Genomic DNA, 22,661 nt, shown 5'->3' with positions numbered 1-22,661 from the left:
CACGCCAGCAAGGTGCCAGCCATGGAAAAATCCTTCCGCTTCTCGAACCAGCACGCCGACTATCAAGCTCGCGATGCCAAGTCCGTCTTCGGCTGGCGCTACACCCCGCGCATTGTCTTCAAGGGCGGTAAGGGCACAAAGCTCATCGATATGGATGGGAACGAATACTATGACATGAGCTCGGGGATGATGTGCATGGTCCTCGGGCATTCCCATCCCGAGCTGACCGAGGTCATCAAGGAGATGGCGGGCACCTTCATTCACCAGTCTTCCTGGTACACGAATCCCTGGACGGTCGAGTTCGCCGAACGCCTGACCGAGCACGCGCCCGGCCAGCTCAAAGTGGTCAACTTCGCGGTCACGGGCTCGGAAGCCAACGAGATCGCCATGCGCATGGCGCTCGCCTACACGGGCAAGTTCGACATCGTTTCCATGGTCCGCGGCCTTCACGGCGGCAGTCTTGCGGTCGAGGCCATGACGACGGTCGGCGGCAACCGACGCAAGGGTCTTGGCCCGCTCATGCCCGCCGCCAAGTCCAACGCGCTGCAGCCGCCCTACTGCTACCGCTGCCCGGTCAATCTCACGTATCCGAGCTGCGATATCGCCTGCCAGAAGTTCAGCGAGGAAATGCTCGAGTTCACGACGAGCCAGGAGATCGCGGGCATCATCGTTGAAACAATTCCCGTGCCCGGCGGCATGATCGTCCCACCGCCGGAGTGGCTCCCGCGCATTGCCGCGATGGCCAAGCGCTGGGGCGCTCTGCTCATTCTCGACGAGTGCCAGCTCGCGCCCGCACGCACCGGCAAGATGTGGGCCATGGAGCACTACGGCGTGACACCGGATATCGTCACCTGGGGCAAGGGCCTGTCGGCGGGCCTTGCCATCTGCGGCACCATCACGACCCACGAGATAGCGGAGCGCACGCGGGGACATGCAGGACTGCCGTGGTCGGGCACCTATCCCGGGGATCCAATGGTCTCGGCCGTTGCCCTAAAGCAGCTCGACATCGTCATCCGAGATGACCTTGCGGGACGCGCGGCGCGGCTCGGCGAGATCGCCGCGGCCGAGCTCAACAAGCTCAAGGACAAATACGAGTGCATCGGCGATGTACGCGGCAAGGGCCTCTATCGCATGCTCGACATCGTCAAGGATCAGAAGACGAAAGCGCCGGATCCCCTGATGGCCGAGCGCATTCGCTATAACTGCGCGCTCGAAGGCATCGCTGCGATCTGCGTGAAGAACTACTTCCGGTTTGCGCCGCCGCTGATCATCACCGAGGCCGAGATCAAGGATGTGGTGGGCCGCATGGACATTGCCATCAAGCGCGCCATGGACGGCTTCCCGAAGGAAGTCGACATAAGAGAGAGTAGTTCCCTGTCGATTGGGGATCGGCCAGTGGCCGCTGAATAAGAACAATAAAAGTCTGAGACGTTCATGGGAGGGAAGCTCGACGCCTACGGAGGGAGGCGGGGTCTTGGCATGCCTTTAGTGTGGAGGTGGAGTTCATGAAGAACAGGCGTGAATTCGTAGCTGCTGGCGTCGGAACGGCCGCCAGCGCCGGCATTGTGCTTGCGCAGGCACCCACGGCATCGGCTCAGGTCACAGGTTCCGCAGTGAAGTCCAAGCTCGACGAAGTCAGGGCGCGCGGGAAGGTGATTGTCGGCGTGACAAGCGAGGCGCCGCCATTCGGCTTCATCGATGAGAAGGGTGAAATCGTCGGTTTCGACATCGACGTGGCAAAGCTCGTCGCGAAGGGCATCTTCGGTGACGAAACGAAGATCGAGTTGTTCAAGCAGGGCTTTGCCGCGCGCTGGCCAAACACGCAGAATGGCACGATCGACTTCGGCATCATGGTAACGACGATCTATCCGGATCGCGTGCTTCAGGTTGCCTTCACCCGGCCCTACATCGACAGCGGCATCGTGCTCGTCGTTCGCAAGGACAGCCCGGTCAAGACCATCGCCGACCTCAACAAGCCCGAGCACACGGTGGCGCATCTCACGGCGCCGGTGCAGGAGGAGCGGGGCAAGCGGCTCTATCCGAACGCCAAGTTTCTGACGTTCGACGCGATCTCCGCACAGTTCAATGCGGTGAAGCTCGGCCGCGCCACGGCCTGTCAGCTCGATGCGCCGGTCGCGCTCTACTACATGAAGGACAATCCCGAGTACCGGATTCTCGACGAATGGCTGACGGATGTGACCGGCAACGGCATCTTCCTCCGCCATGAGGACTTCAAGTGGTGGCTGTTCCTCGACACGATCGTCGCGGAGATGTTGGGCGGTAGTCGGTTCAGCGAGTATAAGGCCATCTATAAGAAGTGGTTCGGTGTCGAGCCGAAGCGTGCGCGAGCGTGACGTAGCCAGCCGCGTTCAAGCTCGATGGATTTTCTCGTGAACCTGCTCGCGATCTGGGCGAGGCTCTATCCGAGCCTTGTTTCCGGTTTCGCGGTGACAATCAGCGTAGCGCTCGCGGCCATCCCGCTGGCGCTTCTTGGTGCTTTGCTGCTCACGCCGCTGCGAATGTGGGGCGGCTCGATCATTCATGCGGTGACGGGCGCGTACATCGAGTTCATGCGCAATACGCCGCTCCTTCTGCAGATCTACCTGATCTATTTCGGCCTGCCGCTACTCGGATTGTACCCTTCGGAATTCATGTGCGGCGTGATCGGCATCGCCATGCAGCACGCCGCGTTTCTGGCCGAGATCTATCGTGGCGGCATCGAGTCCATCAGTCAGCGCCAATGGGATGCAGCCCGCGCAATGGGCATGACGTGGGCCACGGCGCTCCGCAATGTCATCCTGCCGCAAGCGGGCCTTCGCATTCTCGGTCCGATCGGCAATCAGCTCATCATCCTGGTCAAGGACACATCGCTGGTGTCGGCTATCGGCGTGGTCGATCTGACGATGGTGGGGAAGGTCTCGATCGAGAGATTGGCCGTAACATTGGAGATATTCCTCGCGATCGCCTTGATCTACCTCGCCTTGACAGGGGCACTTGGCGCGGTCTTGCGGATCATCGAGCGTCGCGTGTTGGAGCGGATCGGATGATGCCGAACGTCCTTATCAACAATCTCCCCTACCTGCTCAAGGGCGCTCTGGTGACGCTCGAGCTGTCGGTAGTAGTTTTGATCGCGGGCAATCTCCTGGGCCTTGTCATCGGCATCGTCGCGACGTCAGTTGGGCGGATCGGCCAGAGCCTCATCACCGCCTACATCTTCGTACTGCGCGGCATTCCCATCCTCGTCATCATGCTGCTGGGATACTACGCCTTTCCGGCGCTCGGATATCGTGTGCCCGCGTACGTCGCAGTGGGCGTCGCGCAGATCATCTATGTGAGTGCCTTCGTCGCGGAGATCGTGCGCAGCGCCATCCTGTCTGTGCCTTCGGGGCAGATCGCTGCCGCGCGCAGCCTCGGCATGCGCCGCTTCAGCATTCTGAAAGAGATTGTACTACCGCAGGCGACACGCATCGCAATTCCGCCGCTGCTCAACAATTCGCTGACGGCGATCAAGCAGACTTCCTATGTCTCGGTCGTCGGCGTCTGGGAGCTGACATATGCTGCCCGAGAGGTCGTCGAGCGGACGCTCGCATCGTTTCAGATCTTTCTCGGCGTCATGGCGATCTATTTCATCATCTGCTACCCGCTCTCGCTCCTCGCGCGCCGTTGGGAGCGACGTGCCGCCGTCGTCCAGTAAGCAGGGTAAGGACTTCTGATGCCCATGATCGAGATAAGGGATCTTCGCAAGTCCTATGCCGAGCTCGAGGTCTTGAAGGGGATCAGCTTCGACGTCGAGAAAGGCGAGGTCGTTGTTGTCCTTGGGCCGAGCGGCTCCGGCAAATCGACCATGCTCCGCTGCATCAATTTACTCGAAGAATTTCAAGGCGGAGGGATTCGCATCGACGGCGAGGCCATCGGCTATACGACCACGGAAGGTGGAAAGAGGCGCAGGCGCAAGGAAGCTGAGAATGCGAAGCTGCGCGAGCAGGTCGGGATGGTCTTCCAGAGCTTCAATCTGTTCCCGCATCGGACCGTGCTTCAGAACGTCATGATGGGGCCTCTGAAGGTCAAGGGGATAGCGCGAAGGGAGGCTGAGGCGCTGGCGCGCGATCTTCTGAAGAAAGTCGGGCTGCTCGATAAGGCCGATCAGTATCCGGCGCGTCTATCAGGTGGGCAGCAGCAGCGCGTCGGTATTGCGCGTGCGCTGGCGATGCAGCCGAAGGTCATGCTGTTCGATGAGGTGACGAGCGCGCTAGATCCCGAGCTCGTCGGTGAGGTGCTCCGCGTGATGCGTCAGCTCGCTCAAGAAGGCATGACGATGATTATCGTGACGCATGAAATACATTTTGCCCGCGATGTCGGCGATCGCATCATCTTCATGGATCATGGTGCCATCGTCGAGGAAGGGCCGCCGGCGAACATCCTCGCGAACCCGAAGTCCGATCGCTTCAAGCAATTTCTGCGTCGGTATCAGGGTGACTATCTGGACACCTGAACGTCGACGGCACTGGGAGCGCTTCGCGAAGGCGTGCGGGTCTGAGCCTCGCAGCGAAGTGCTGGCGATAGCCGCCAACACGGGGATCGGTGTCGATCGAAGTGGCGCCGTTCGGCGGTATCAAGCAGTCGGGTCTTCCAGGTGAAGGGAGAAGAGTGTCTTGATCTCGATGTGGCCGAGCTTTTGCAGGCTAGGCATGTCGCAACCTAGACTAGGACCTGCTCTGCTCCATGTGGGCGGCGGCCATGGCGCCCATGCTCGTGAAATAGAAATCGTACTTCGGTAGATCTCCGGGATGCATGGTCGCCCCGAAGCCCTCCTTCTCGTGTCGCCGATGGATCCAGCATGAGTGCAAGCCATGGGCGTTCGCAGGCTTGTGATCGTGAAACAGGCTCTCGGCGGTGTGCAAGATTTCGGCCTTCTGGATGCCGATTCCTGCCATCACCTCCGTCAAACATTCGAAGTTCAGAGGGCTCGGCTTATAGGCGCCGACGTCCTCAGCCGTAATGATTGCATCAAAATCGACACCAAGCCGCTTGTTGCTGAACGAGAAGGTCTCGTTGTCGACGTTCGACAGGATCACCAACTTGTAGTGCTTCTTGAGATAGCGCAGTGCTTCCTGGCTGTCCGGGAATGCGGACCAATTCCGGACGGAAAGCCCATAGGCGACACACTCCTCGTGGCTCACCACCACACCCCACTCCTCGGCGAGGCGCTTGTAAACGATGGGAAGCAGATCGCGGTACACCTTCGCCGGTGTGTGCCGCTGCTGGGTCGACTCGTGGCGCGCGTGCGCTTGCAGCACTTGATCGCGTGTCAGTGGGTGCGTCACTTTCTCGAGCAGAGGCTTCAGGCCTTCCATGATGCCGCTTTCCCAATCGATCAGCGTGCCATAGCAGTCGAAGGTCAGGGCCTTGAAATCAGTGAGACGCATCGGTCTCCTCCTTCTCGCTTGTGCGGAGACGCATGACGTCGAACAACCGTTCGGACGTAGTGGACGATCGCGATCCCGCTATGCACATCGGATCTCTAGCGCTCAGCTAGCTGCGTCAATGTCTTGTTCTGCCGCGCCAGAACAATGCTGGCGGCAATGGAGGCGATGGCGGTCACGCTCACCAGAATGAAGGCTAGTGCTGCGCCGAAGGGCCAGTTCGAAAGCAGCGCGAACTGCTGATAGACAGCCGGCGCCATCATCTGGAACTCGGCGCCACCGAGGATGATTGCCGTCGCGTAGGAGTTCATGCCGATGGTGAAAATGACAACCGCGGCCGCGGATATTCCGGGTATGGCCAGTGGCAGAATGACCCTGCGGAATGCCGTGCGCGGAGGTGCTCCGAGATTGCGTGCCGCATCATACAAGGTGAAGTCTATGCCCTCGAGGACGCCGAGCAGCGTCAGTATGACGAATGGCAGGACGACACTGAGCAGACCAATGAAGACGGCTCCATACGTGTACATGAACTGGATGGGCTCTGTTGTCAGCCCAAGCCCGACAAGAAGTGCATTGAGCAACCCGTCGCGCGCGAGGAAGATTGTCCAGCCGGCCGCACGCACTACATTGCCCACCAGAAGCGGGAATAGAACGGCGATGATGATCAGGCTCTTCCATCTCGTATGTGTTCTGGCGAGCCAATATGCGAACGGAAATCCGAGCACGATACCGAGCACAGTGCTTGCGGTGGCAAGAAACAGCGTAGTGCCGAGAACGCCGAGAAAATATGGCTCAGTGAAGAACTTGATATAGTTCTCCGCCGTCAGCGCCTCGGTCATCAGCTCGCTCGGCGTGAACCGGTTGAGGCTGTAGCGGAACAGCGTGAAGAGCGGCAGGACCAGACAAGTCAGTATCACCAACAAGGCTGGTCCCACCAAGGCAACGGCGGTCCAAGGATTTCGCGCGTTTGCCACCGTCTTCTCCGTCAACCCTTGAACTTCTGGTTCCAGAACTCTCTAGCCTCGCTCGCCTTCTCGGCTGCATAGGCGTGATCGGCCTTGATGAACTTGGCGCGATCGGCTTCGCTGAAACCGATGCCGGCTTCGAGATCCGGCGGCAGCTTGGCGTTCTTCACCGTCGGCACCTGTCCGATGACGCGCGCGACCGCGACCTGCACCTCAGGATCGAGCGCCGCGCCAAGCACCTGGTTCGCAAGCTCAGGAACGCCGGTATTGCTCGTCACGCCCATGACGAAGAACGTGGGGTAGGCTCCCTCCGACGGGGTGACGTATGAGATCGGCACGCCCTGCTGCTGCCAGGTATAGGCGCGCCCCTTCCACATGAGAGCGATCTTAACCTCGCCACTCTTCAGCGCGGCGCCGACGGCCTCGTTCGAGGCGTACACGCGCACGCCATTCTTCTTGAGCTCCAGCAGAGCTTCATATCCCGGCGCGTAGTTGCTCGTGCTGCCGCCGAATGCAACAGAGGCCATGGGAATGATTTTGTCATAGGACAGGTCAGTGACGCCGATCTGGCCCGCGTACTCCTTGCGCCAGAGATCCTTGATCGAGGCTGGCGGCGTCACGGAGTTATTATAGACAAGCACCAGCGCGCCATAGCAGTTCGGTACGCTGTAGTCGGTCCTGAAGTCCTCGATCAAGTTCTCATAGTTTGGAATATCGGCAGGGACGATGTTCTTGACGATCTTCCGGGCGCTCATTTGATACATGTCGCTATCAACGAGCCACGGGATATCCATCGTGTTGCGGGGTCTCGAGGCCTGCGCGATGAGCTTCGTCTTGCGGGCCGAAGGCGTCCCGACGTCAAAAACGACCTCGATGCCGTAGCGCTCTTTCGCCACCACGGCCATCGTTTCACGCAGAATGCGCTCGCTGTCTCCTCCCCATGTGCCAAAAACAACGCGCTTGTCGTTGGCCAGCGCTGGAAGAATGCTCGTCATCGGCATGGCAGCGGCGGCGGCTGAGTACTTCAACAGATCGCGTCGACTAACTCTGCTCATTCCACTCTCCGTTCGTAGGGTGATCGTCAATCCTCTCGGATAAGGAGCGCGGCTTGCGTGCTCCATCCGACAAATGTCTTCTCACCGGTCTTCACAGCCACCGAAGATGCAATCTTGTTTGGAACCTGCACGAGCAGGTCTGTCGAGTTCTCGTCTGTGCGAACTGTCAGATCGGTCGACGCGCCGAGATATGTCGCGGCCTGCACGGAGGCTGCAAAGCTGTTATCCAAGGCCGCTGCGTCCGTGCCGACTTCTATATGCTCGGGCCGAAGGCAGAGGACGGCGGGACTGCCCGAGCCGAACTGCGAGGTATCACACTTGATCGCGAGACCGTCGTTCGTGCGGAACAGCGAAGGGGCCTGGACGTGGCCGCGGATCAGGTTGGCTTGCCCGAGAAAGCTCGCGACGAACACGCAACTAGGCCGCAGATACAGCTCATCGGCGGAGCCGATCTGGCGCACAATCCCTTGATCCATCACCACCAGACGGTCGGCAAGCGCCAACGCTTCGTTCTGATCGTGCGTCACGAAAACGGTCGTGAGGCCAAGCATCTTCTGAAGCGAGCGAATCTCGAGACCAACGCTCTGGCGGAGCTTTGCATCGAGATTGGAAAGTGGCTCATCGAGGAGGAAGACATCCGGGCGAATGACCAGCGCGCGTGCGATGGCTACTCTCTGCTGCTGCCCACCTGAAAGCTGGCGCGGATAGCGCTCACCATAGCTGTCGAGACGCACGAGCTTGAGTGCATCGCCGACGCGCGTGCGAATCTCGTCCTTGGGCGCACCACGCATTTCAAGCCCGAAGGCAACGTTCTCGAATACAGTGAGATGCGGAAACAGAGCATAGCTCTGAAAGACCATACCCGTATCGCGCTTGTGCGGGGGCAGATACGTGACATCCCGCCCGCCGATGAAAATTTCCCCTTCGCTCGCCGCGATAAATCCAGCAATCATGCGGAGCAGGGTCGTCTTTCCGCATCCGCTCGGCCCCAGCAGCGCGACGAGCTCCGATCCCTCTACATCCAGGGATACATTGTCGACGGCCGCCATTGCTCCGTAGCGCTTGGTCAGGTTGCGAACGGACAAGGTCCCCATCAGACAACTCGGCTCAACTTGACGTATCGATCGGAAATCAGGAGAGCGGAAGCAACAATGAGCACCTGGACGGTCGTTGCGGCGGCGACTGCGGGATCCATCTTGAATTCCAGGTACTGCAGAACGGCGATCGGGAAAGTCGTGGAGCCCGGCTGGACCAGCAGAAGTGAGACCTCGAGGTTCTCGAAGGATATGATGAAGCTGAAGAGCGCGGCCGCGATCACGCCGGAGCGCATCATCGGGAGAGTTACACGCGTGAAGACGCGGAGCGGACTTGCGCCGAGATTGGCAGCGGCCTCTTCGATCGATCTATTCAGCCCGACGAGATTGGCGCACACCAAGCGGACCGTCCAAGGAATGGTCAGCAGGGTGTGCGCCAAGATAAGACCCCAGAGACCGTTTGTGAGGTCGATGCCGATCCCGTCCGCGATCCGGATGAAGAACACGTAGAGTGCTATGCCGATGACGATGTTGGGGACGATCATCGGCGAGAGCAACATCCCCTGGATCAGCTTCATCCCAGGAAGACCACTGCGAACAATAGCGAGACTTGCGGCAGTACCGAGGAATACGCCGAGGCAGGTGGCGCCGAACGCGACCTTGGCACTCGTCTCGAAACCTCTCAGAAACGCACCGTGCTCGGCTGCCTGGGCGAACCATTTCAGTGTGTATCCGGGGGGCGGGAACGAGAGAAACGAGCTATCGAAGAATGAGGCCCAGACCACCAGAACAACCGGCGTCAGCAGCGTGATGAATACGAAAACGATCACCGCCGCGAGCAGAAAACGCGCGATACGCCCACTATCTATCAGTGCTTCTCTCGTCATTGCCACCAGTTGGCCTTCGAGACGCAGCCTGGCTGTTCGCAGGATCTATTGACACCCTCCCGAGGCTGGACGCGAGCCAGCCTCGGGGAGGTCCGTGACTACTTCGCCCATTGGCGAACGAGGTCGGAGTGCCCTCGTCGCAGGGGCTTGGCCTCCTGCGTGATCGGAAGATCTACGCCGAGCCCTCGCTCTTTCGCGCGCTCATACACGACGGAGGCTGCGGCAATGTCCCAAAGGCCTGTGCCGTGTGACTTGAACAGCGAGATCGACGCAGCGGAAGGGCGCCGCGAGCCCTCGCTTGCGACAATATCCGAAAGCTCCTGGATGCGATGCCAGCCAAGATAACCTTCCTGCGTGGCTTTTATGAACTCGCCGGATTCGTCATGGCTCTGAACCCAGTCATCGACAGCGATGAAGTCTGAACGCTGGATCGTCAGAGTATCGATTTCGCGGCTCGACTTCTTCATGGCGCCGACGAGATTGACGTGTGTGCCTTCTTTCAGCCACGCACCATTCACGACCGGCTCGGGCGAGGACGTGACGGTATTCAGGATGTCCGAGTTGCGCACCACGGTCTCGACGCTGTCGGCAGGCTCCACGGGAATGCCAAGCCTTTTGGTCATGCCGGTACAGAACTCGAGAAGTTTCTCCCGGGTGCGGCTGTACGCTAGAACCTTCTCTATCTTGCGCACTGAGCATACAGCTTCGAGCTGAGTGGGGGATTGGTAGCCCGTTCCGAGGATGCCGACGACCTTACTGTCTTCGCGGCTCATGTACTTGGTTGCGATCCCCGACGCAGCGCCGGTTCGAATGAGACCGATATGCTCGGCCTCCATGAGGCAGTGCAGCTCCCCATCTTCCTTGAACAGCAAGAGCCAGAAGCGAACGCCGTCTGGGGCGACTGTATAGGTCTTGTAACCAAGGCTCCCAAGGCCCGGGACGGCGCCGGGAAGAACCGACAGGCCAGCCTTCGGCGTCTGGAGTATCTGCCGGGGCTTGTTCGTTGCGATCTTCTTGCCCTGTTCGCGTATGGCCTGCTCCAGCGGCCCCATGCAGGACTTCAGATCGAGAAGCTGCTCAACATCGTGCTCGTTCAGGAAAAGTGCCATTGGGATTCCATGGGCTCGACAAGCGGGACTGACCGTGACAGATTGGAGCTTAGTAAATTGGATCCAATTTACAACTGAAAAACGCATGGCGCCCGCAGATCGATCAAATGCTGACCCGCTACTGGGCAACGCCGCAGGTGAGCTGCCCGCGAGCCTGCCGGACTACGCGTATCAAAAGTTGCTACAGGCCATCCTGAGTGGCCAACTTCGGAGAGGAGCTCCGGTACGTCAGGAAAAAGTTTCCGCCGAGCTTGGCATGAGCCGCCTGCCCGTGCGTGAAGCGCTGCGCCGGTTGGATGCCGAGGGCCTTGTCGTATTGCGCCCTCGACGAGGCTACTTCGTTGCAGCTCTCGATACGAAAGAAATAGCGGAGCTGTTCGAGATCCGAAGCATGCTCGAGAAGAAGGCCGGCTATTTTGCTGCGCTGAATCGCACCGAGCAGGACTTAGTCGAGCTCAAGGAGGTCCTCACCGCACTCGACAAGACGGCTAAGCGCAAGCCGCTGGATGTTTCGGCCTTCTATGAGGGCAATCGGCGCTTTCACCAGCGACTGTTCGCGTGCTCGAAGCGCGTTCACTTCTGCCGGGTCCTGCTGAGCATCCATGACAGCCTCACGCCGTACATTCGCATGAGTGCCAACTTGAAATCTGTCGCAGCCGCTCAACAGGATCATTGGGAGCTCTTCAATGCTGTTGCAGCGGGCGACGCGAAGCTGGTCGCTCGACTGTGTGAAAGCCATTGCCAGAATTCGTACACGCGCCTGATGCGATCAATGCCGGCTGAGCAATCTTGACCAGCGGCTTGCGGAGGTGGTGCTCCTGCGGGCCGCCCTGGCGCGATCCGGCTTGCTGGAGGCCTGGCAGTCGGACGCATTCGACGCGCTTAAATAGCCGACAGGCCGCACGCTCAAGGCGGTTATCGCGCTGAGGCTTATGTGCAGGGTGCCAGTCGCTAGACGAGAAGTGGCACACGCGGTCGAGGAGATACCCGGACCGCGCCAGGCTGCGCCGTTGAGGCCAGATGCGCTGGACGACAATAGTGCATCTGGTTCACCGCCATGACCTCCCGAACTATCGCACAACAACTGGTCGCACCGTGCGATAAGCCGTGGTTCGGCGGCGTGAGCAAGAATACGACGCGCGACAATGTCGGCGAAACTATCTCCTGCGCGTGCAGCCATCCCCTCTCGCATTCGCGCCGCACATTGACATAGGGCATGACGGTATAAGCGCCCTCGTCCTCGACGAGCGCTTTGACGGCATCGACGGATGGCAGAACCTTACGCACATCGAGCGAGACATTGAGCGCGGCCGCGGTTGCCTCCAGCTTGGTCAGCAGAACGCGTGACAACATCGGATCCGCGATCACGATCGGATGCCGAGCCGCCTCCTTGAACGTGATGCTTGTCTCACGCGGTACGCCGTCATGAGCGGAGCGAACGAAGAACAGCGGCTCGTCGAGAAGATGCTCACGATTGGTCGGCGGCAGCGGCAGCGTCTCACAGGACAACGCGAAGTCCACGCTGTCGGAAAGGACCATCTCCGAAAGAATCGTAGAAGTGGCTTCGACGAGATCCAACTGAACGCCCGGATGTTGTGCTATCGCAGCGCTCACTTCTTGCGCGAACATCGCCGCGATGCTGGGCGCCATGCCGATGCGGACACGCTGTTTGGCCTGGATGCGGGGCGCGCGTAGCGCAGCAGTCGCCGCCGTGACCTTTTCGAGAATGTGCTCGGCGTGCTTGAGAAGCTCCGCGCCCGCCTCCGTGACCTCGACGCCGCGCGAGTGCCGATGAAACAGGGAGGCGCCGAGTTCATCCTCAAGCTTTTTGATCTGCAATCCGAGCGCAGGCTGCGAGACATGCAAGATATTGGACGCCCGCGTAAAGCTGGCGGCATTCGCTACAGTGACGAAGTACCTGAGCTGCTTGATTTCCACGGTTTTATTATCCGCACGAATACTGCGTCCAAGCGTGCGGCTCCTGCCGAGCACTCTGCTGACTGTGCATTGAAACAGTCGCCGGTCAAGCAGGGGCCGGCTGGAATTGTGGGCAATCCCTATTCCGATCTCGGCTTCCTGCCTGAGATATAAGCGCCGTCTCTAGCTCACATTGAAACAATAAATTGGACATCGGGTGGCTCGCCATGCACTCTTTTCCTCTAGTGCCGAGCGGGGCTAAGCTCATGTTCCAGCATGGCTTTATCGCACCGATGTCGGCTCGTTCCTTCCACGAGCAAGGCCAAGGCAAAAATGCAAATCTCGGATATGCAGCCGTGGCAGTGGCCCGACAGCCACTGGCAGGGATTGGTGGATCGCGTGCGAGCCGGAAGGCGGCTGCGCCCAACCAAGTGGAAGAACGGCGCGCGCCTCGCGGTCGCTCTGGCCTTCGATTCCGATCATGAAACGAGCGAGCTCCGGGATGGTGGCAAGTCCATAGGCCGGCTGGCATGGGGCCAATACGGCAATCGCATCGGCATCCCGCGCATCCTGTCTCTGCTCGAGCGTCACGGCGTTCCGGCAAGCTTCTACGTTCCTGCGGTGACGGCTCTGCTTCATCCGGACGAGCAGCGAGCCATCACCGCAGCCGGACATGAGATCGGCGTCCATGGCTGGATTCACGAGCTGAATTCAGTCCTCAACTACAAGGACGAGCGCGATCTGATGGAGCGCTCGATCGACACGCTGGAGAAAATCTGCGGTGTGCGTCCAAAAGGTCTTCGTAGTCCCTCGGCCGACTTCAGCGAGAATACGCTGCAGCTTCTCGTGGAGCTCGGCTTCACGTACGACTCGTCGCTCGGTGCCGACGATGACTGCTATGAACTGATGCTCAACGGCAAGCCGAGCGGTGTCGTTGAGATTCCTTTCGAGTGGGTTCGCGATGATGCCGTCTATTTCATGATGCACCGGCATCAGGGTTTGCGACCGTATACACCCCCGAGCGATGTCTTCGACATCTTCCGGCGGGAGCTCGACGCTGCCCATGCCGAGGGCGGGCTCTTCGAGCTCACGATGCATCCTCATGTGATCACGTACCGCTCGAGGATCTGGATCGTCGAGGAGATCATCAAGCACGCCAAGGCTCTTGGCGATGTCTGGTTCGCGACCCACGCCGAGATCGTGGAGTGGGCCAAGGAGCATTCAGAATAACCCGGATAACCCCAACTACAGAGCTGAGCCCCCGACAATGACGACGTTGGGTCGAGGTGCCCGATGAGCCGCGACAGAGCCATTGACCTGGCAATGGACGAGCTTGAATCCGGGCGCCTGCTGGCGCTCTTGAAGCGTCGTATCTCCTATCGGACGGAAAGTCGTGATCCGGAGCGCAAGGGAGCGCTGGAAGACTATCTGCGCGAAGATCTCTCCCTGTCGCTGGAGAGACAGGGCTTCACCTGCGAGGTCATGCGGCATCCCGATGCCACGGGGCCCTTCCTGATTGCGGAGCGCCGCGAAGATCCCTCTCTCCCGACCGTCCTCATGTACGGGCACGGCGACGTGGTTGGCGGGCTCGAGGGGCAGTGGGACTGCGACGGCTCTCCCTGGCAGCTTGTCGAGCGGGACGGAAGGCTGTTCGGACGAGGCATCGTCGACAACAAGGGACAGCATACGATCAATCTCGCCGCACTCCAGGCCGTGGCTCTCGCGCGAGGCAAGCTCGGCTTCAATGTGGTGTGCCTGATCGAGATGGGCGAGGAGGTCGGCTCACCGGGCTTGCGGGAGTTCTGCCGAGATAACGTGGCGCGGCTGCGTGCCGATGCGCTGATCGCGTCAGATGGGCCACGCGTCAGCGAAGCGCGGCCGACGATCTATCTCGGTGCGCGAGGCGCGCGAACCTTCTACCTCTCGGTAAAGGCGCGCGACGGCACGCATCACTCTGGAAATTGGGGCGGTCTGCTCAGCGATCCGGCCATACAGCTCGTACACGCTCTGGGAACTATCAGTTCCCCGACCGGGCAGATTCTCATTCCGCAATGGGTGCCCGAGCGTCTTTCCGAGAGCGTTCGCGCGGCGCTGGCGGGTTGCGAGGTCGATGGCGGGCCCGACGGGCCCGAGATCGATCCGAACTGGGGGGAGCGAGGCCTCACGGCTGCCGAACAGGTCTACGGCTGGTGTTCCTTCGACATTCTTTCTTTGGGGGCCGGAAATCCCAGTGCGCCCATGAGCGCGGTTCCCGATGCGGCGGAGGCCTGCTGTCAGCTTCGCTATGTCGTCGATATCGATGAGGAGCTGATCCTGCCAACGCTTCGTCGGCACCTCGACAGACATGGGTTCTCGATGGTGCGCATCCGCGAGAAGCTGGATGGCCGCTTTCCGGCAACGAGATTGGACACGGGTGACGCCTGGGTTCGATGGGCCGCTCGGTCGCTCGAGGGTACGACAGGAAAGAAGCCCGCCATTCTGCCGAATGTTGGGGGCTCTCTCCCAAATGACATCATGGCGGAGCTGACCGGCGGCCGAACGATCTGGATTCCCCATTCTTATCCTGGTGCGTGCAACCATGGTGCAAACGAGAACATGCCCGTGTCGGTCCTGAATGAGGGACTGCGCATCATGACGGGCTTGTTCTGGGATCTTGGTGAGAAGAGTGAACAGCAGTCTCTGCCGCGCAACCCGGACCTAACCGCAGCATGAGCAAGCACGGAGGTGGTAGCATGTCGGACTTTTCCGAGAAGGACTTCGGAAATCTTTCTGTCGATCGCCGCACGCTGCTGCGGCTATTTGTTGTCTCGGGCGTCGCGGGCGCGGCGCTCCTGGATATGGAGAAGGCCCTCGCGCAGGCAAGCGACAAGGACATCGAGAAGATCGTTGCCCTCGTTCAGGGCGGGCCCGTGGGTGACATCATCAAGGCGGAAGCCAACAGCATTTTTGCCAAGAGCCATCCCAATGTGCCCGTCGAGCTGCTCGTCTCCTCGAATGCGGTGACCTATCCGCGCATGCTGGCTCAGCGCAGCAATCCGGTCATCGCCGGCGGCATGTTCAACGATCTCTTCTCTCTCCGCGGCACGGCCGACAAGATGTGGGAGAAGTTCAATCCGGAATTCGTACCGAATGCCGCGCAAATTCCGTCTTCTCTGCTTTTGCCCGGCGGAGAAGGCATCACCATCCACCAGACGCCATTCGGCATCGCCTACAATCCCGATCGCGTCGAGGCGCCGAAGTCCTGGGCGGACCTGTGGAAGCCCGAATACAAGGGGCGCGTTTCGATGTGGGACAGCTATTTCGACGCCTTTGCCATGGCGGGTGTGGTGACGGGAAAAGGCCCGAGCGTCGAGGAAGGTATAAAGGCCTGGGTGCCGCACAAGGCGAATGTCGGCGCCTGGGTCAAGTCGCCGATTGCCGAAGTGGATCTTCTGCATCGTGGCGAGGTGTGGCTGTCGCCACATTGGGGAGCTTGGGCCGAGCAGGCAAGGAGCGCTGGAAAAAAGGTTGCCTTCACAGTTCCGAAGGAAGGCGCCACACTGTGGTCGAACCAGATGCACTGCAGTGTCGGCTTCTCGTCTAAGGCGACGGAGATCATTCAGCGCTACTTCAACACATGGCTGTCCGAGTCCTGCCAGATGGCATGGCTGACGAAGGCGTTCATTTCCCCCGCTGTCGGCACGATCAAGATCCCTGACGAGCTCAAGTCGAATGCCGCGGTCGTCTCTCCCGAGGCGGCGAGCAAGCTCTATCGTCTCGACGCCCGGCATCTCGGCGCCAACTTCGCGGCTATCAAGGCGCAGATCGACCAGACACTGAAAGGCTGAGCTTGGTGCAGCGGCTGAACATTGAGGCGGTCGCCGCGGGTGGTGTTGCGGTCGAGATTGACGGCGTCGGTAAGCGCTATCAAGGCGTGGAGGCCGTTCGAGCCATCTCGCTCTCCATCGTGCCCGGCGAATTCGTCAGCCTTCTTGGACCAAGTGGCTGCGGCAAGACCACGACATTGCGGATGATCGCCGGTCTCGAGGTGCCTGATAGCGGAACCATCAGGATCGGCGGCGCCGTCGTGAACAGCACGCCACCCTGGTCGCGCGGTATCGGCATGGTCTTCCAGAGCTACGCCTTGTTTCCGCATATGACCGTGTTCGAGAATATTGCCTTTGGTCTCAAAATGCGGGGCGAGCCGGCGCAGAACATCAAGACGGCGGTTGATGAAGCCATGGCGCTCGTCCATTTGAGCGAGCTGCCGGATCGTCTTCCATCGCAACTATCCGGCGGCCAGCGCCAGCGTGTTGCTCTGGCGCGCGCGCTGGTGATCAAGCCGCGCGTATTGCTCCTGGACGAGCCCCTCGGCGCCCTGGACCGCAAGCTCCGCGAGCAGATGCAGGTCGAGCTGAAGCTGATCCAGCGCCAAGCTGGCGTGACGACCGTTCTGGTGACGCACGATCAGGAGGAAGCCCTGACGCTATCCGACCGGATCGTCGTCATGTCCTCAGGAGAGATCGTCCAGATCGGCTCGCCCAGCGACATCTATAACCGGCCGGCCAATCAGTTCGTCGCCGATTTCGTCGGCATGTCGAATCTGATGCGGGCACGCACCTCGAGCGCCGATGGAGATCGAGTGAGCGTCAGCTTCCCCAATGGCCGCAGCTACGTCACGAAGGCAGAGGGAAACCTCGCCCATCCCAGCGATGTCGACGTGTTCGTCCGGCCCGAGAGCGTCAAGCTCGCGCCGAACGCCGGGAGCCCGAGCGGCAAACTATCGGGGACGGTGGAGCATATCGTCTACGCCGGCGCCTCGACGTATGCGCACGTGTCCGTCGGCCTTGCGAAGCCGGTTGTCGCGTCCCTGAGCCAGAAGCCGCAAGACTCGAACGCCATCCGGATCGGAGACGAGCTGTCGCTCGACTGGGATGAGACGGACGCCCTGCTGATGCCGGCTCTCGAAGCGGGCGCTCGGCGCACATCTTGAGTGATCAATGCAGGAGGCCAGCCGATGAGCTCAGCCAACGACATCAACCCCATGCGCCGGCCCAATCACTTCAAGATCGGGCTGTTCGGCTACCTCCATGAAGGCGGAAACTGCTTCACGACGGTGCCGGAGCGGTGGCTTGCCCGCTGGCCCGACATCCTGCGTCTGGCCAAGATGGCCGATGCAGGTGGGCTCGACTTCATGCTGCCGATCTCGCGCTGGAAGGGCGTCCCGGGCGCGCTCATGCAGCGCTTGCACTCATACGAGACGCTGACGCAGGCCGCCGCCCTCGGCGCCATGACAGAGCGGATTGCCGTCCTCTCCACCGTCCACACGCCGCTCATACATCCGATAATCGCGGCGAAGTGCATGACGACCGTCGATCATGTCAGCAACGGTCGATCCGGCTTGAACATCGTCTGCGGCTGGAACACCGACGACTTCGATATGTTCGGGCGCCAGACACTGCCTCACAGCGAGCGCTACAAGCAAGCTTGGGATTGGTACCAGATCTGGTCGCGGCTCATCGAAGGTGCGGAAGAGCCGTTCGACTTCGACACGAAGTTCTTTCCCGATCACAAAGCCCTCGTCGCACTGCCGGGATCGATCCAGCGTCCGCGCCCTGTCGTCATCTCCGCAGCCGCTTCGCCTGATGGCCGCGAGTTCGCGATGAAGACGTCCGACCTGCTGTTCACCTACTACACATCGTTTGACGCCGGCAAGAAGCTGGTCGCCGATATCGAAGCACAATCCGCGGCTGCTGGGCGCTCCGAGCCGGTCGGTCTCGTCGCCGTGAGCTACGTCGTCTGCAGGAAGACGCGTGCTGAGGCCGAGGCCTATCACCGGTACTATGCCGAGGTGCGCGCGGACAAGCCCGCCATCGACTACTACATGGCCGGCCGATCGAAGAATGCGACCATGCCCGAGCAGGAGGAGCGCGAAATGCGCCTGAGATTTGCGGCGGGCAATGGCGGATATCCGCTGATCGGAACACCGCGCGATGTTGCGGACGGACTGATCGAGATCGCTCGCGCAGGGTACGCCGGCACGGCGATCAGCATGGTCGACTACGTGGGTGAGCTCCCACCGATCCTCGAAGAAGTCATGCCGATCTTGCTTCGCGCCGGCATCCGCGTGCACTAGTCCTGCCGGCATGATGCAAAGGGAATTCGAATGGCCAAAGAAAGAAAAAAGCCGGTCGCTATCATAACCGGCGGCGCCAACGGCATCGGCCTCGCCTCGGCGCAGCGCCTCGTCTCCAAGGGTTTCCGTGTTGCCATCTGCGACATCGCATCGGACGCTATTGCCGCCGCCGCCCAGGCGATCGCGGCCACCGGCGGCGAGGTGCTGAGCCTCGTCAACGATGTGCGCAGCCATAGCGAGGCTCAGAAGTGCGTGGCCTCGGTGATTGAGGCATGGGGGCAGATCGATGTGCTCGTCAATTCCGCTGGCATTTCGCAGCCGAAGGGCATCGTCGACATCACGGAGAAGGACTGGGATCTCGTGATGGACGTGAACCTGAAGGGCACCTTCAATTGGTGCAAGGCGGTGGTCCCGCACATGCTTCGCCAGAAACGCGGGCGCATCATCAATATTTCCTCGGTCAATGCGCACACGGGCGGATCGCCGTCAGCGGTGAGCAAGTTTGCGTACGCGGCGTCGAAGGCCGGGGTTCTCGGGCTGACACGCGGATTGGCCCAGGAGCTGGGGCCGCACATTACGGTATCCGCAGTCTGCCCGGGCCTGATCGACACGCAGTTGACCGCGGCACTGGTCAAGAAGCGGGGGGCTGCAGTGGAAGAGGCCGCGCCCTTGCGGCGTGTCGGCAAACCCGAAGATGTGGCGGCCGTCGTTGAGTTCCTCGCCACCGTCGAGCCGAACTACATCACCGGGGAGGTCATCGACGTCGATGGTGGCCTCTGGATCAACTAAGCACGGCGAGGCGACGCGTCCCCGATGCGCACGGTCCGATCAAAGCTTCTGATAGCCCTGCTGCTTGCGCCGGCAGTGCTCATCAGCATGGTCATGATCGCCGCGATCGCGACGACGCTCGGCATTTCGTTCCTGCGGCAGTTCCCTGGCGACCTGCAAGTGACGCTGGCGAACTATATCGCCTTCCTGTCCCAGCCGTTTCTTCTCAAGGCTGCCTATCAGACCATGGCACTGGGCCTCGTGGTCACAGCCATCTGCGTGGTTCTGGGCTACCCGGTCGCGTGGTTCCTGGTCAAGCGCGACACGCGGTTTCGCAATGCCGTGTTTCTCATCGTGCTGGCTCCGCTTCTGGTGAGCATCGTCGTCCGCACGGTCGGCTGGATTATCATTCTTGGCAACGAAGGCCTCGTGAATGCTCTTCTGATGAGCCTCGGTGTCATCGATTCTTCGCTTCAGCTCATGCGAAGCTTCTGGACGGTTGTCGTGGGGCTGGTTCACGTCCTCCTACCGTTCATGATTTTGTCGATCGCTTCGGTGCTCAGCAAGATAGACGATGACGTCATCGAAGCTGCGATGCTTCTCGGCGCTCGTCCGGCGACAGCCTTCTTGAAGATCACGCTCCCGATGTCCATGCAGGGCGTTGCCGCCGGATCGATCATCGTGTTCGCTTTAACGATCGGCACGTATCTGACACCCATTTGGCTGGGGCGCGGCAACGTCAATGTGCTCGCGGTCTCAATCCATGAACAAGCGCTGATCTCGGTCGAATGGCCCGCCGCAGCGACGTCTGCGGTGCTGCTTACGATCATGGCATTGGTGTTTATGGCAATCTTCCTCGCGTCCATACGGCGAATGACGAGGCGGTAGGAGGGCATATGCGAAGTCGCGCGCGGCTGCGGTATCTTGATGCCTTCGTGGCGGCGATTGTCGTGTTTCTGCTCGCCCCCATCGTCGTGGTGCTGCCTTCCGCTTTCAGCTCGGACGTGGCGCTGTCGTTTCCTCCGCAAGGTTTCTCCACGCGTTGGTTTGAGAACCTGCTCTCCAGGGGGGAATTTCTGTCGGCTGCCCGACTGAGCATCACCGTTGCATTCCTGGCAACTGCTATCTCGCTGATTGTGGGGTTGTTCGCTGCCTATGCACTATTTCGCTTTGACTTTTGGGGGCGCTCTGCACTCGAAGCTCTGTTCATGACACCGCTGGTTTTCCCGGCTATCGCCTTGGCCCTGTCGCTTGCGATGGTGATGAGCACCGCGGGCTTGTTGCGCGATTTCTGGGGGCTCCTCATCGCGCACGTGCTCATAACGATGCCCTATGCGATCCGCACGATTGGCGCATCTTTGCGCGAGATCAGCGTTGCGATCGAAGATGCGGCGCTGACGCTTGGCGCACGCCCGGCCCAGCTCTTCTGGTACGTCATGCTTCCTCTTCTGCGACCAGGCATCGCTGCGGGCGCAATCTTCTCGTTCATCATTTCGATGGACGAGTTCACCGTATCGCTTTTCCTGACCGGTCCCGGCCTGACCACGCTGCCGATCGAGATCTTCAACTATGCCGAGTTCAATTCGGATCCGACGATTGCGAGTATCTCCGTGATCCTGATTCTGATCTCATGCATCGCAGTTGCAACCATCGAACGCCTGATGGGCCTGCGCCGCGTGCTCAGTTAAATTCCCGCCGAAGCGACGACAAGTCCGGATGCAGATCGCATCTTCCACAGGATCGGATATCAGCCGACCTTTCCAACCCGAAGCGGACTTCAAGCGCTCCCGCCTGCTGCGCTCACTTGGTCCTGTGCGGTTGTTTCGGCGCTCTGATGAGGAGCGCAACCAGAATGGCGAGGCCAGCGAGAGACGTGAACGTCGCGTGGGAAGCCGCGTAGCTGCCCGTCCAGTCCCGCAGCACGCCCGACAGCAGCGGGCCTATGGCCTGGGCCGTCACCTGGATCGTGAGTGCCACCCCGCGAATGGCCCCGAAGTTTCTGCGGCCGAAGTAGTCCGCCCAGGCCACCGGCAAGCAGGTTTGCAGGCCGCCGAGAGAGGCCCCGAAGATGCTAGCAGCCAGCAGCACATCGCTGTGACTCGACACGTTTCCGATGAGTGCCGTTCCAACGGCCATGCCGCAAGCCGAAAGGACGAGGCCCGCGCGTACGCCGATCCGGCGCAGTCCCAGACCGAGCAGCAGCGCGCAGATGCCTGACGCCGCCGAGAAGAGCGTGACGCCCATCACCGCTGTGCTCGGGCTGAGGCCACGCTCGGTGAAATGGACGGCTTGGTGCAAGCTGACGCCTGCCTGCACCGGCCACACAAGGATTGTAAAGATCGCGAGCAGCCAGAACGTCGGCGTGGCGAGAGCCTCGGATCGCGTAAAGGTCGGCTCAGGTTCGGCCACTTTTCCGGGTGTTGTTCCGGTGTCTGGCTGCGCCGCATCGGGCTTGAGCCCCAGATCTTCAGGTCGCCCGACCATCAACAGCCAAGTCGGCAGAAATCCCACAGCGAGCACCGTCGCGCCCACCGCGACCCAGCCCGCGCGCCAGCCACCATGCTCCATCGCCGAGAACGCGATGAGCGGCATCAGCGTAAGGCCGGCCATTTGCGCCAGCATAGACATCGAGAGTGCCAGCGGCCGTCGCGCGACGAACCAGTTTACGACGGCTCCGAGCGTGCCGAGGTCGAAGGGGCCGGCGAAGTTCATTCGCGCAATGCAGAAGAGCAGATAGAACGCGGCCAGATTTCTAATCTGCGAGAGCAGTAGAATCGTGATGCCGGTCGTCAGCACCGCCATGAGAAGAATGGTGCGCGGCCCCTTGCGGTCGAGAAACGAGCCGAGCATCGGCGATGTGATGGCGGCCAGAATGCCGCCAAGGGAGACGGCACCTGAAAGCTCGGTCCGCGACCAGCCGAACTCCGCCGTCATCGGGCCAATGAACACCGACAGCGTTGCGACGGCGGGGCCGACGCGCGCGATCGACGCGCAACACACGACGCCGAGGACGACCCAGCCATAATAAAACGGCAGCCTGCGCGCGAGGCTGGCGGCAAACGATCCCTGTATCATTGGCCCCTGCGTATGGTAGGGCCGTCACCTTGCCAATCCCGTCCTCGCAGTCAAGGGTGACACCGGGAAGGTCTGGGATGCGCGGCAGCGTGCATTGCTGCGCACCCTCGGGAGGAATGGCGCCGTCGCGCGCACAGAAGGCGCGGATGCGAGACGCGAAAAGCCGCGAACTGTCGATCCAAGACCGACGAGAGACGGTGCCGGGAGCTGTCTGCTCCTGGCCCGTCTCGTCGGCGACCTGTGGTCGGTCATGGATCACATCAACCGACGGTCGATGTCCTCCATTCGGCGTCCAGCATCGGCGGCGATATCG

22 protein-coding genes are annotated in these 22,661 nt (G+C 60.8%); 14 read left to right on the top strand and 8 right to left on the bottom strand.

Features of this window, described 5'->3' with window-relative positions; all coding sequences use genetic code 11:
• Positions 1-21: 21 nt before the first annotated feature.
• The 5 genes from CS1BSM3_RS25065 to CS1BSM3_RS25045 all read left to right on the top strand — a co-directional run bounded on the left by CS1BSM3_RS25065 (position 22) and on the right by CS1BSM3_RS25045 (position 4,492).
• A complete protein-coding gene (locus CS1BSM3_RS25065) occupies positions 22-1,410 on the top strand; it encodes an aspartate aminotransferase family protein (protein ID WP_072392463.1) in 1,389 nt (462 codons plus the stop codon).
• A 95-nt stretch (positions 1,411-1,505) separates the two neighbouring features.
• Positions 1,506-2,354 carry a transporter substrate-binding domain-containing protein gene (locus CS1BSM3_RS25060; RefSeq protein ID WP_072392461.1) on the top strand — a complete coding sequence of 283 codons (849 nt, stop codon included), beginning with the start codon at positions 1,506-1,508 and terminating at the stop codon, positions 2,352-2,354.
• Positions 2,355-2,378: 24 nt separating this feature from the next.
• The gene (locus CS1BSM3_RS25055) at positions 2,379-3,047 is read left to right on the top strand and encodes an amino acid ABC transporter permease (RefSeq protein WP_072392459.1); all 669 of its coding nucleotides are present in this window, start codon (positions 2,379-2,381) and stop codon (positions 3,045-3,047) included.
• Complete coding sequence (locus CS1BSM3_RS25050) at positions 3,044-3,694, top strand: amino acid ABC transporter permease (RefSeq protein ID WP_083528889.1); 651 nt, start codon at positions 3,044-3,046, stop codon at positions 3,692-3,694. Before CS1BSM3_RS25055 ends, CS1BSM3_RS25050 begins: the two co-directional genes overlap by 4 nt.
• A 24-nt stretch (positions 3,695-3,718) precedes the next feature.
• Positions 3,719-4,492 (top strand): amino acid ABC transporter ATP-binding protein, encoded by a 774-nt coding sequence (locus CS1BSM3_RS25045; protein ID WP_072392457.1) that lies wholly within the window; start codon positions 3,719-3,721, stop codon positions 4,490-4,492.
• Between the two features lie 211 nt (positions 4,493-4,703).
• On the opposite strand, the gene CS1BSM3_RS25040 is transcribed toward CS1BSM3_RS25045, so the two are convergent.
• The 6 genes from CS1BSM3_RS25040 to CS1BSM3_RS25015 form a co-directional block, all read right to left on the bottom strand.
• A complete protein-coding gene (locus CS1BSM3_RS25040) occupies positions 4,704-5,426 on the bottom strand; it encodes a haloacid dehalogenase type II (RefSeq protein WP_072392455.1) in 723 nt (240 codons plus the stop codon).
• A 95-nt stretch (positions 5,427-5,521) separates the two neighbouring features.
• A complete protein-coding gene (locus CS1BSM3_RS25035) occupies positions 5,522-6,340 on the bottom strand; it encodes an ABC transporter permease (protein WP_348532920.1) in 819 nt (272 codons plus the stop codon).
• Between the two features lie 68 nt (positions 6,341-6,408).
• A complete protein-coding gene (locus CS1BSM3_RS25030) occupies positions 6,409-7,443 on the bottom strand; it encodes an ABC transporter substrate-binding protein (RefSeq protein ID WP_174263782.1) in 1,035 nt (344 codons plus the stop codon).
• Between the two features lie 26 nt (positions 7,444-7,469).
• Entirely contained in the window at positions 7,470-8,537 is a 1,068-nt protein-coding gene (locus CS1BSM3_RS25025; RefSeq protein WP_072392451.1) for an ABC transporter ATP-binding protein, read from the bottom strand.
• The gene (locus tag CS1BSM3_RS25020; protein WP_072392449.1) at positions 8,537-9,364 is read right to left on the bottom strand and encodes an ABC transporter permease; all 828 of its coding nucleotides are present in this window, start codon (positions 9,362-9,364) and stop codon (positions 8,537-8,539) included. Before CS1BSM3_RS25020 ends, CS1BSM3_RS25025 begins: the two co-directional genes overlap by 1 nt.
• A 98-nt stretch (positions 9,365-9,462) precedes the next feature.
• On the bottom strand, positions 9,463-10,473 hold the full coding sequence (locus tag CS1BSM3_RS25015) for an ornithine cyclodeaminase family protein (protein WP_072392445.1): 1,011 nt from the start codon (positions 10,471-10,473) through the stop codon (positions 9,463-9,465).
• Between the two features lie 85 nt (positions 10,474-10,558).
• Between CS1BSM3_RS25015 and CS1BSM3_RS25010 the strand changes: the two genes are divergently transcribed.
• Complete coding sequence (locus tag CS1BSM3_RS25010) at positions 10,559-11,266, top strand: GntR family transcriptional regulator (RefSeq protein ID WP_072392442.1); 708 nt, start codon at positions 10,559-10,561, stop codon at positions 11,264-11,266.
• Positions 11,267-11,424: 158 nt separating this feature from the next.
• On the opposite strand, the gene CS1BSM3_RS25005 is transcribed toward CS1BSM3_RS25010, so the two are convergent.
• The gene (locus tag CS1BSM3_RS25005) at positions 11,425-12,411 is read right to left on the bottom strand and encodes a LysR family transcriptional regulator (protein WP_072392439.1); all 987 of its coding nucleotides are present in this window, start codon (positions 12,409-12,411) and stop codon (positions 11,425-11,427) included.
• A gap of 312 nt (positions 12,412-12,723) precedes the next feature.
• Here CS1BSM3_RS25005 and CS1BSM3_RS25000 point away from each other — a divergent pair, with 312 nt between their 5' ends.
• The 8 genes from CS1BSM3_RS25000 to CS1BSM3_RS24965 all read left to right on the top strand — a co-directional run bounded on the left by CS1BSM3_RS25000 (position 12,724) and on the right by CS1BSM3_RS24965 (position 20,961).
• Positions 12,724-13,620, top strand: a complete 897-nt coding sequence (locus tag CS1BSM3_RS25000) for a polysaccharide deacetylase family protein (RefSeq protein WP_072392436.1) — start codon at positions 12,724-12,726, stop codon at positions 13,618-13,620.
• Between the two features lie 63 nt (positions 13,621-13,683).
• Complete coding sequence (locus tag CS1BSM3_RS24995) at positions 13,684-15,102, top strand: M20 family metallopeptidase (protein ID WP_072392433.1); 1,419 nt, start codon at positions 13,684-13,686, stop codon at positions 15,100-15,102.
• Positions 15,103-15,122: 20 nt separating this feature from the next.
• A complete protein-coding gene (locus CS1BSM3_RS24990; protein WP_072392430.1) occupies positions 15,123-16,217 on the top strand; it encodes an ABC transporter substrate-binding protein in 1,095 nt (364 codons plus the stop codon).
• Between the two features lie 5 nt (positions 16,218-16,222).
• On the top strand, positions 16,223-17,362 hold the full coding sequence (locus CS1BSM3_RS24985) for an ABC transporter ATP-binding protein (protein ID WP_244540607.1): 1,140 nt from the start codon (positions 16,223-16,225) through the stop codon (positions 17,360-17,362).
• A gap of 24 nt (positions 17,363-17,386) precedes the next feature.
• A complete protein-coding gene (locus CS1BSM3_RS24980) occupies positions 17,387-18,505 on the top strand; it encodes an LLM class flavin-dependent oxidoreductase (protein ID WP_072392424.1) in 1,119 nt (372 codons plus the stop codon).
• A 30-nt stretch (positions 18,506-18,535) separates the two neighbouring features.
• Complete coding sequence (fabG, locus tag CS1BSM3_RS24975; protein ID WP_072392421.1) at positions 18,536-19,294, top strand: SDR family NAD(P)-dependent oxidoreductase; 759 nt, start codon at positions 18,536-18,538, stop codon at positions 19,292-19,294.
• A gap of 93 nt (positions 19,295-19,387) precedes the next feature.
• Entirely contained in the window at positions 19,388-20,161 is a 774-nt protein-coding gene (locus tag CS1BSM3_RS24970) for an ABC transporter permease (RefSeq protein ID WP_174263781.1), read from the top strand.
• On the top strand, positions 20,062-20,961 hold the full coding sequence (locus tag CS1BSM3_RS24965) for an ABC transporter permease (protein WP_083528881.1): 900 nt from the start codon (positions 20,062-20,064) through the stop codon (positions 20,959-20,961). Before CS1BSM3_RS24970 ends, CS1BSM3_RS24965 begins: the two co-directional genes overlap by 100 nt.
• A 112-nt stretch (positions 20,962-21,073) precedes the next feature.
• Here the strand turns inward: CS1BSM3_RS24965 and CS1BSM3_RS24960 are convergent, their stop codons facing one another.
• On the bottom strand, positions 21,074-22,348 hold the full coding sequence (locus CS1BSM3_RS24960) for an MFS transporter (RefSeq protein WP_072392413.1): 1,275 nt from the start codon (positions 22,346-22,348) through the stop codon (positions 21,074-21,076).
• Between the last annotated feature and the right edge of the window lie 313 nt (positions 22,349-22,661).

The organism is Hyphomicrobium sp. CS1BSMeth3 (assembly GCF_900117415.1).
Classification (GTDB): Bacteria; Pseudomonadota; Alphaproteobacteria; order Rhizobiales; family Hyphomicrobiaceae.
This window is presented reverse-complemented; position numbering and strand designations above follow the sequence as displayed.

What these genes read in the sequence shown, in the direction of transcription:
- CS1BSM3_RS25060 (WP_072392461.1), top strand. Translation starts at nt 1,506, where the DNA reads ATGAAGAACAGGCGTGAATTCGTAGCTGCTGGCGTCGGAACGGCCGCC.
- CS1BSM3_RS25030 (WP_174263782.1), bottom strand. Translation starts at nt 7,443, where the DNA reads ATGAGCAGAGTTAGTCGACGCGATCTGTTGAAGTACTCAGCCGCCGCC.
- CS1BSM3_RS25000 (WP_072392436.1), top strand. Translation starts at nt 12,724, where the DNA reads ATGCAAATCTCGGATATGCAGCCGTGGCAGTGGCCCGACAGCCACTGG.
- CS1BSM3_RS25055 (WP_072392459.1), top strand. Translation starts at nt 2,379, where the DNA reads ATGGATTTTCTCGTGAACCTGCTCGCGATCTGGGCGAGGCTCTATCCG.
- CS1BSM3_RS25020 (WP_072392449.1), bottom strand. Translation starts at nt 9,364, where the DNA reads ATGACGAGAGAAGCACTGATAGATAGTGGGCGTATCGCGCGTTTTCTG.
- CS1BSM3_RS24960 (WP_072392413.1), bottom strand. Translation starts at nt 22,348, where the DNA reads ATGATACAGGGATCGTTTGCCGCCAGCCTCGCGCGCAGGCTGCCGTTT.
- CS1BSM3_RS25040 (WP_072392455.1), bottom strand. Translation starts at nt 5,426, where the DNA reads ATGCGTCTCACTGATTTCAAGGCCCTGACCTTCGACTGCTATGGCACG.
- CS1BSM3_RS25050 (WP_083528889.1), top strand. Translation starts at nt 3,044, where the DNA reads ATGATGCCGAACGTCCTTATCAACAATCTCCCCTACCTGCTCAAGGGC.
- CS1BSM3_RS24990 (WP_072392430.1), top strand. Translation starts at nt 15,123, where the DNA reads ATGTCGGACTTTTCCGAGAAGGACTTCGGAAATCTTTCTGTCGATCGC.
- CS1BSM3_RS25045 (WP_072392457.1), top strand. Translation starts at nt 3,719, where the DNA reads ATGATCGAGATAAGGGATCTTCGCAAGTCCTATGCCGAGCTCGAGGTC.
- CS1BSM3_RS24980 (WP_072392424.1), top strand. Translation starts at nt 17,387, where the DNA reads ATGAGCTCAGCCAACGACATCAACCCCATGCGCCGGCCCAATCACTTC.
- CS1BSM3_RS25065 (WP_072392463.1), top strand. Translation starts at nt 22, where the DNA reads ATGGAAAAATCCTTCCGCTTCTCGAACCAGCACGCCGACTATCAAGCT.
- CS1BSM3_RS24965 (WP_083528881.1), top strand. Translation starts at nt 20,062, where the DNA reads ATGGCCCGCCGCAGCGACGTCTGCGGTGCTGCTTACGATCATGGCATT.
- fabG (WP_072392421.1), top strand. Translation starts at nt 18,536, where the DNA reads ATGGCCAAAGAAAGAAAAAAGCCGGTCGCTATCATAACCGGCGGCGCC.
- CS1BSM3_RS24995 (WP_072392433.1), top strand. Translation starts at nt 13,684, where the DNA reads ATGAGCCGCGACAGAGCCATTGACCTGGCAATGGACGAGCTTGAATCC.
- CS1BSM3_RS25010 (WP_072392442.1), top strand. Translation starts at nt 10,559, where the DNA reads ATGGCGCCCGCAGATCGATCAAATGCTGACCCGCTACTGGGCAACGCC.
- CS1BSM3_RS25015 (WP_072392445.1), bottom strand. Translation starts at nt 10,473, where the DNA reads ATGGCACTTTTCCTGAACGAGCACGATGTTGAGCAGCTTCTCGATCTG.
- CS1BSM3_RS25025 (WP_072392451.1), bottom strand. Translation starts at nt 8,537, where the DNA reads ATGGGGACCTTGTCCGTTCGCAACCTGACCAAGCGCTACGGAGCAATG.
- CS1BSM3_RS24970 (WP_174263781.1), top strand. Translation starts at nt 19,388, where the DNA reads ATGATCGCCGCGATCGCGACGACGCTCGGCATTTCGTTCCTGCGGCAG.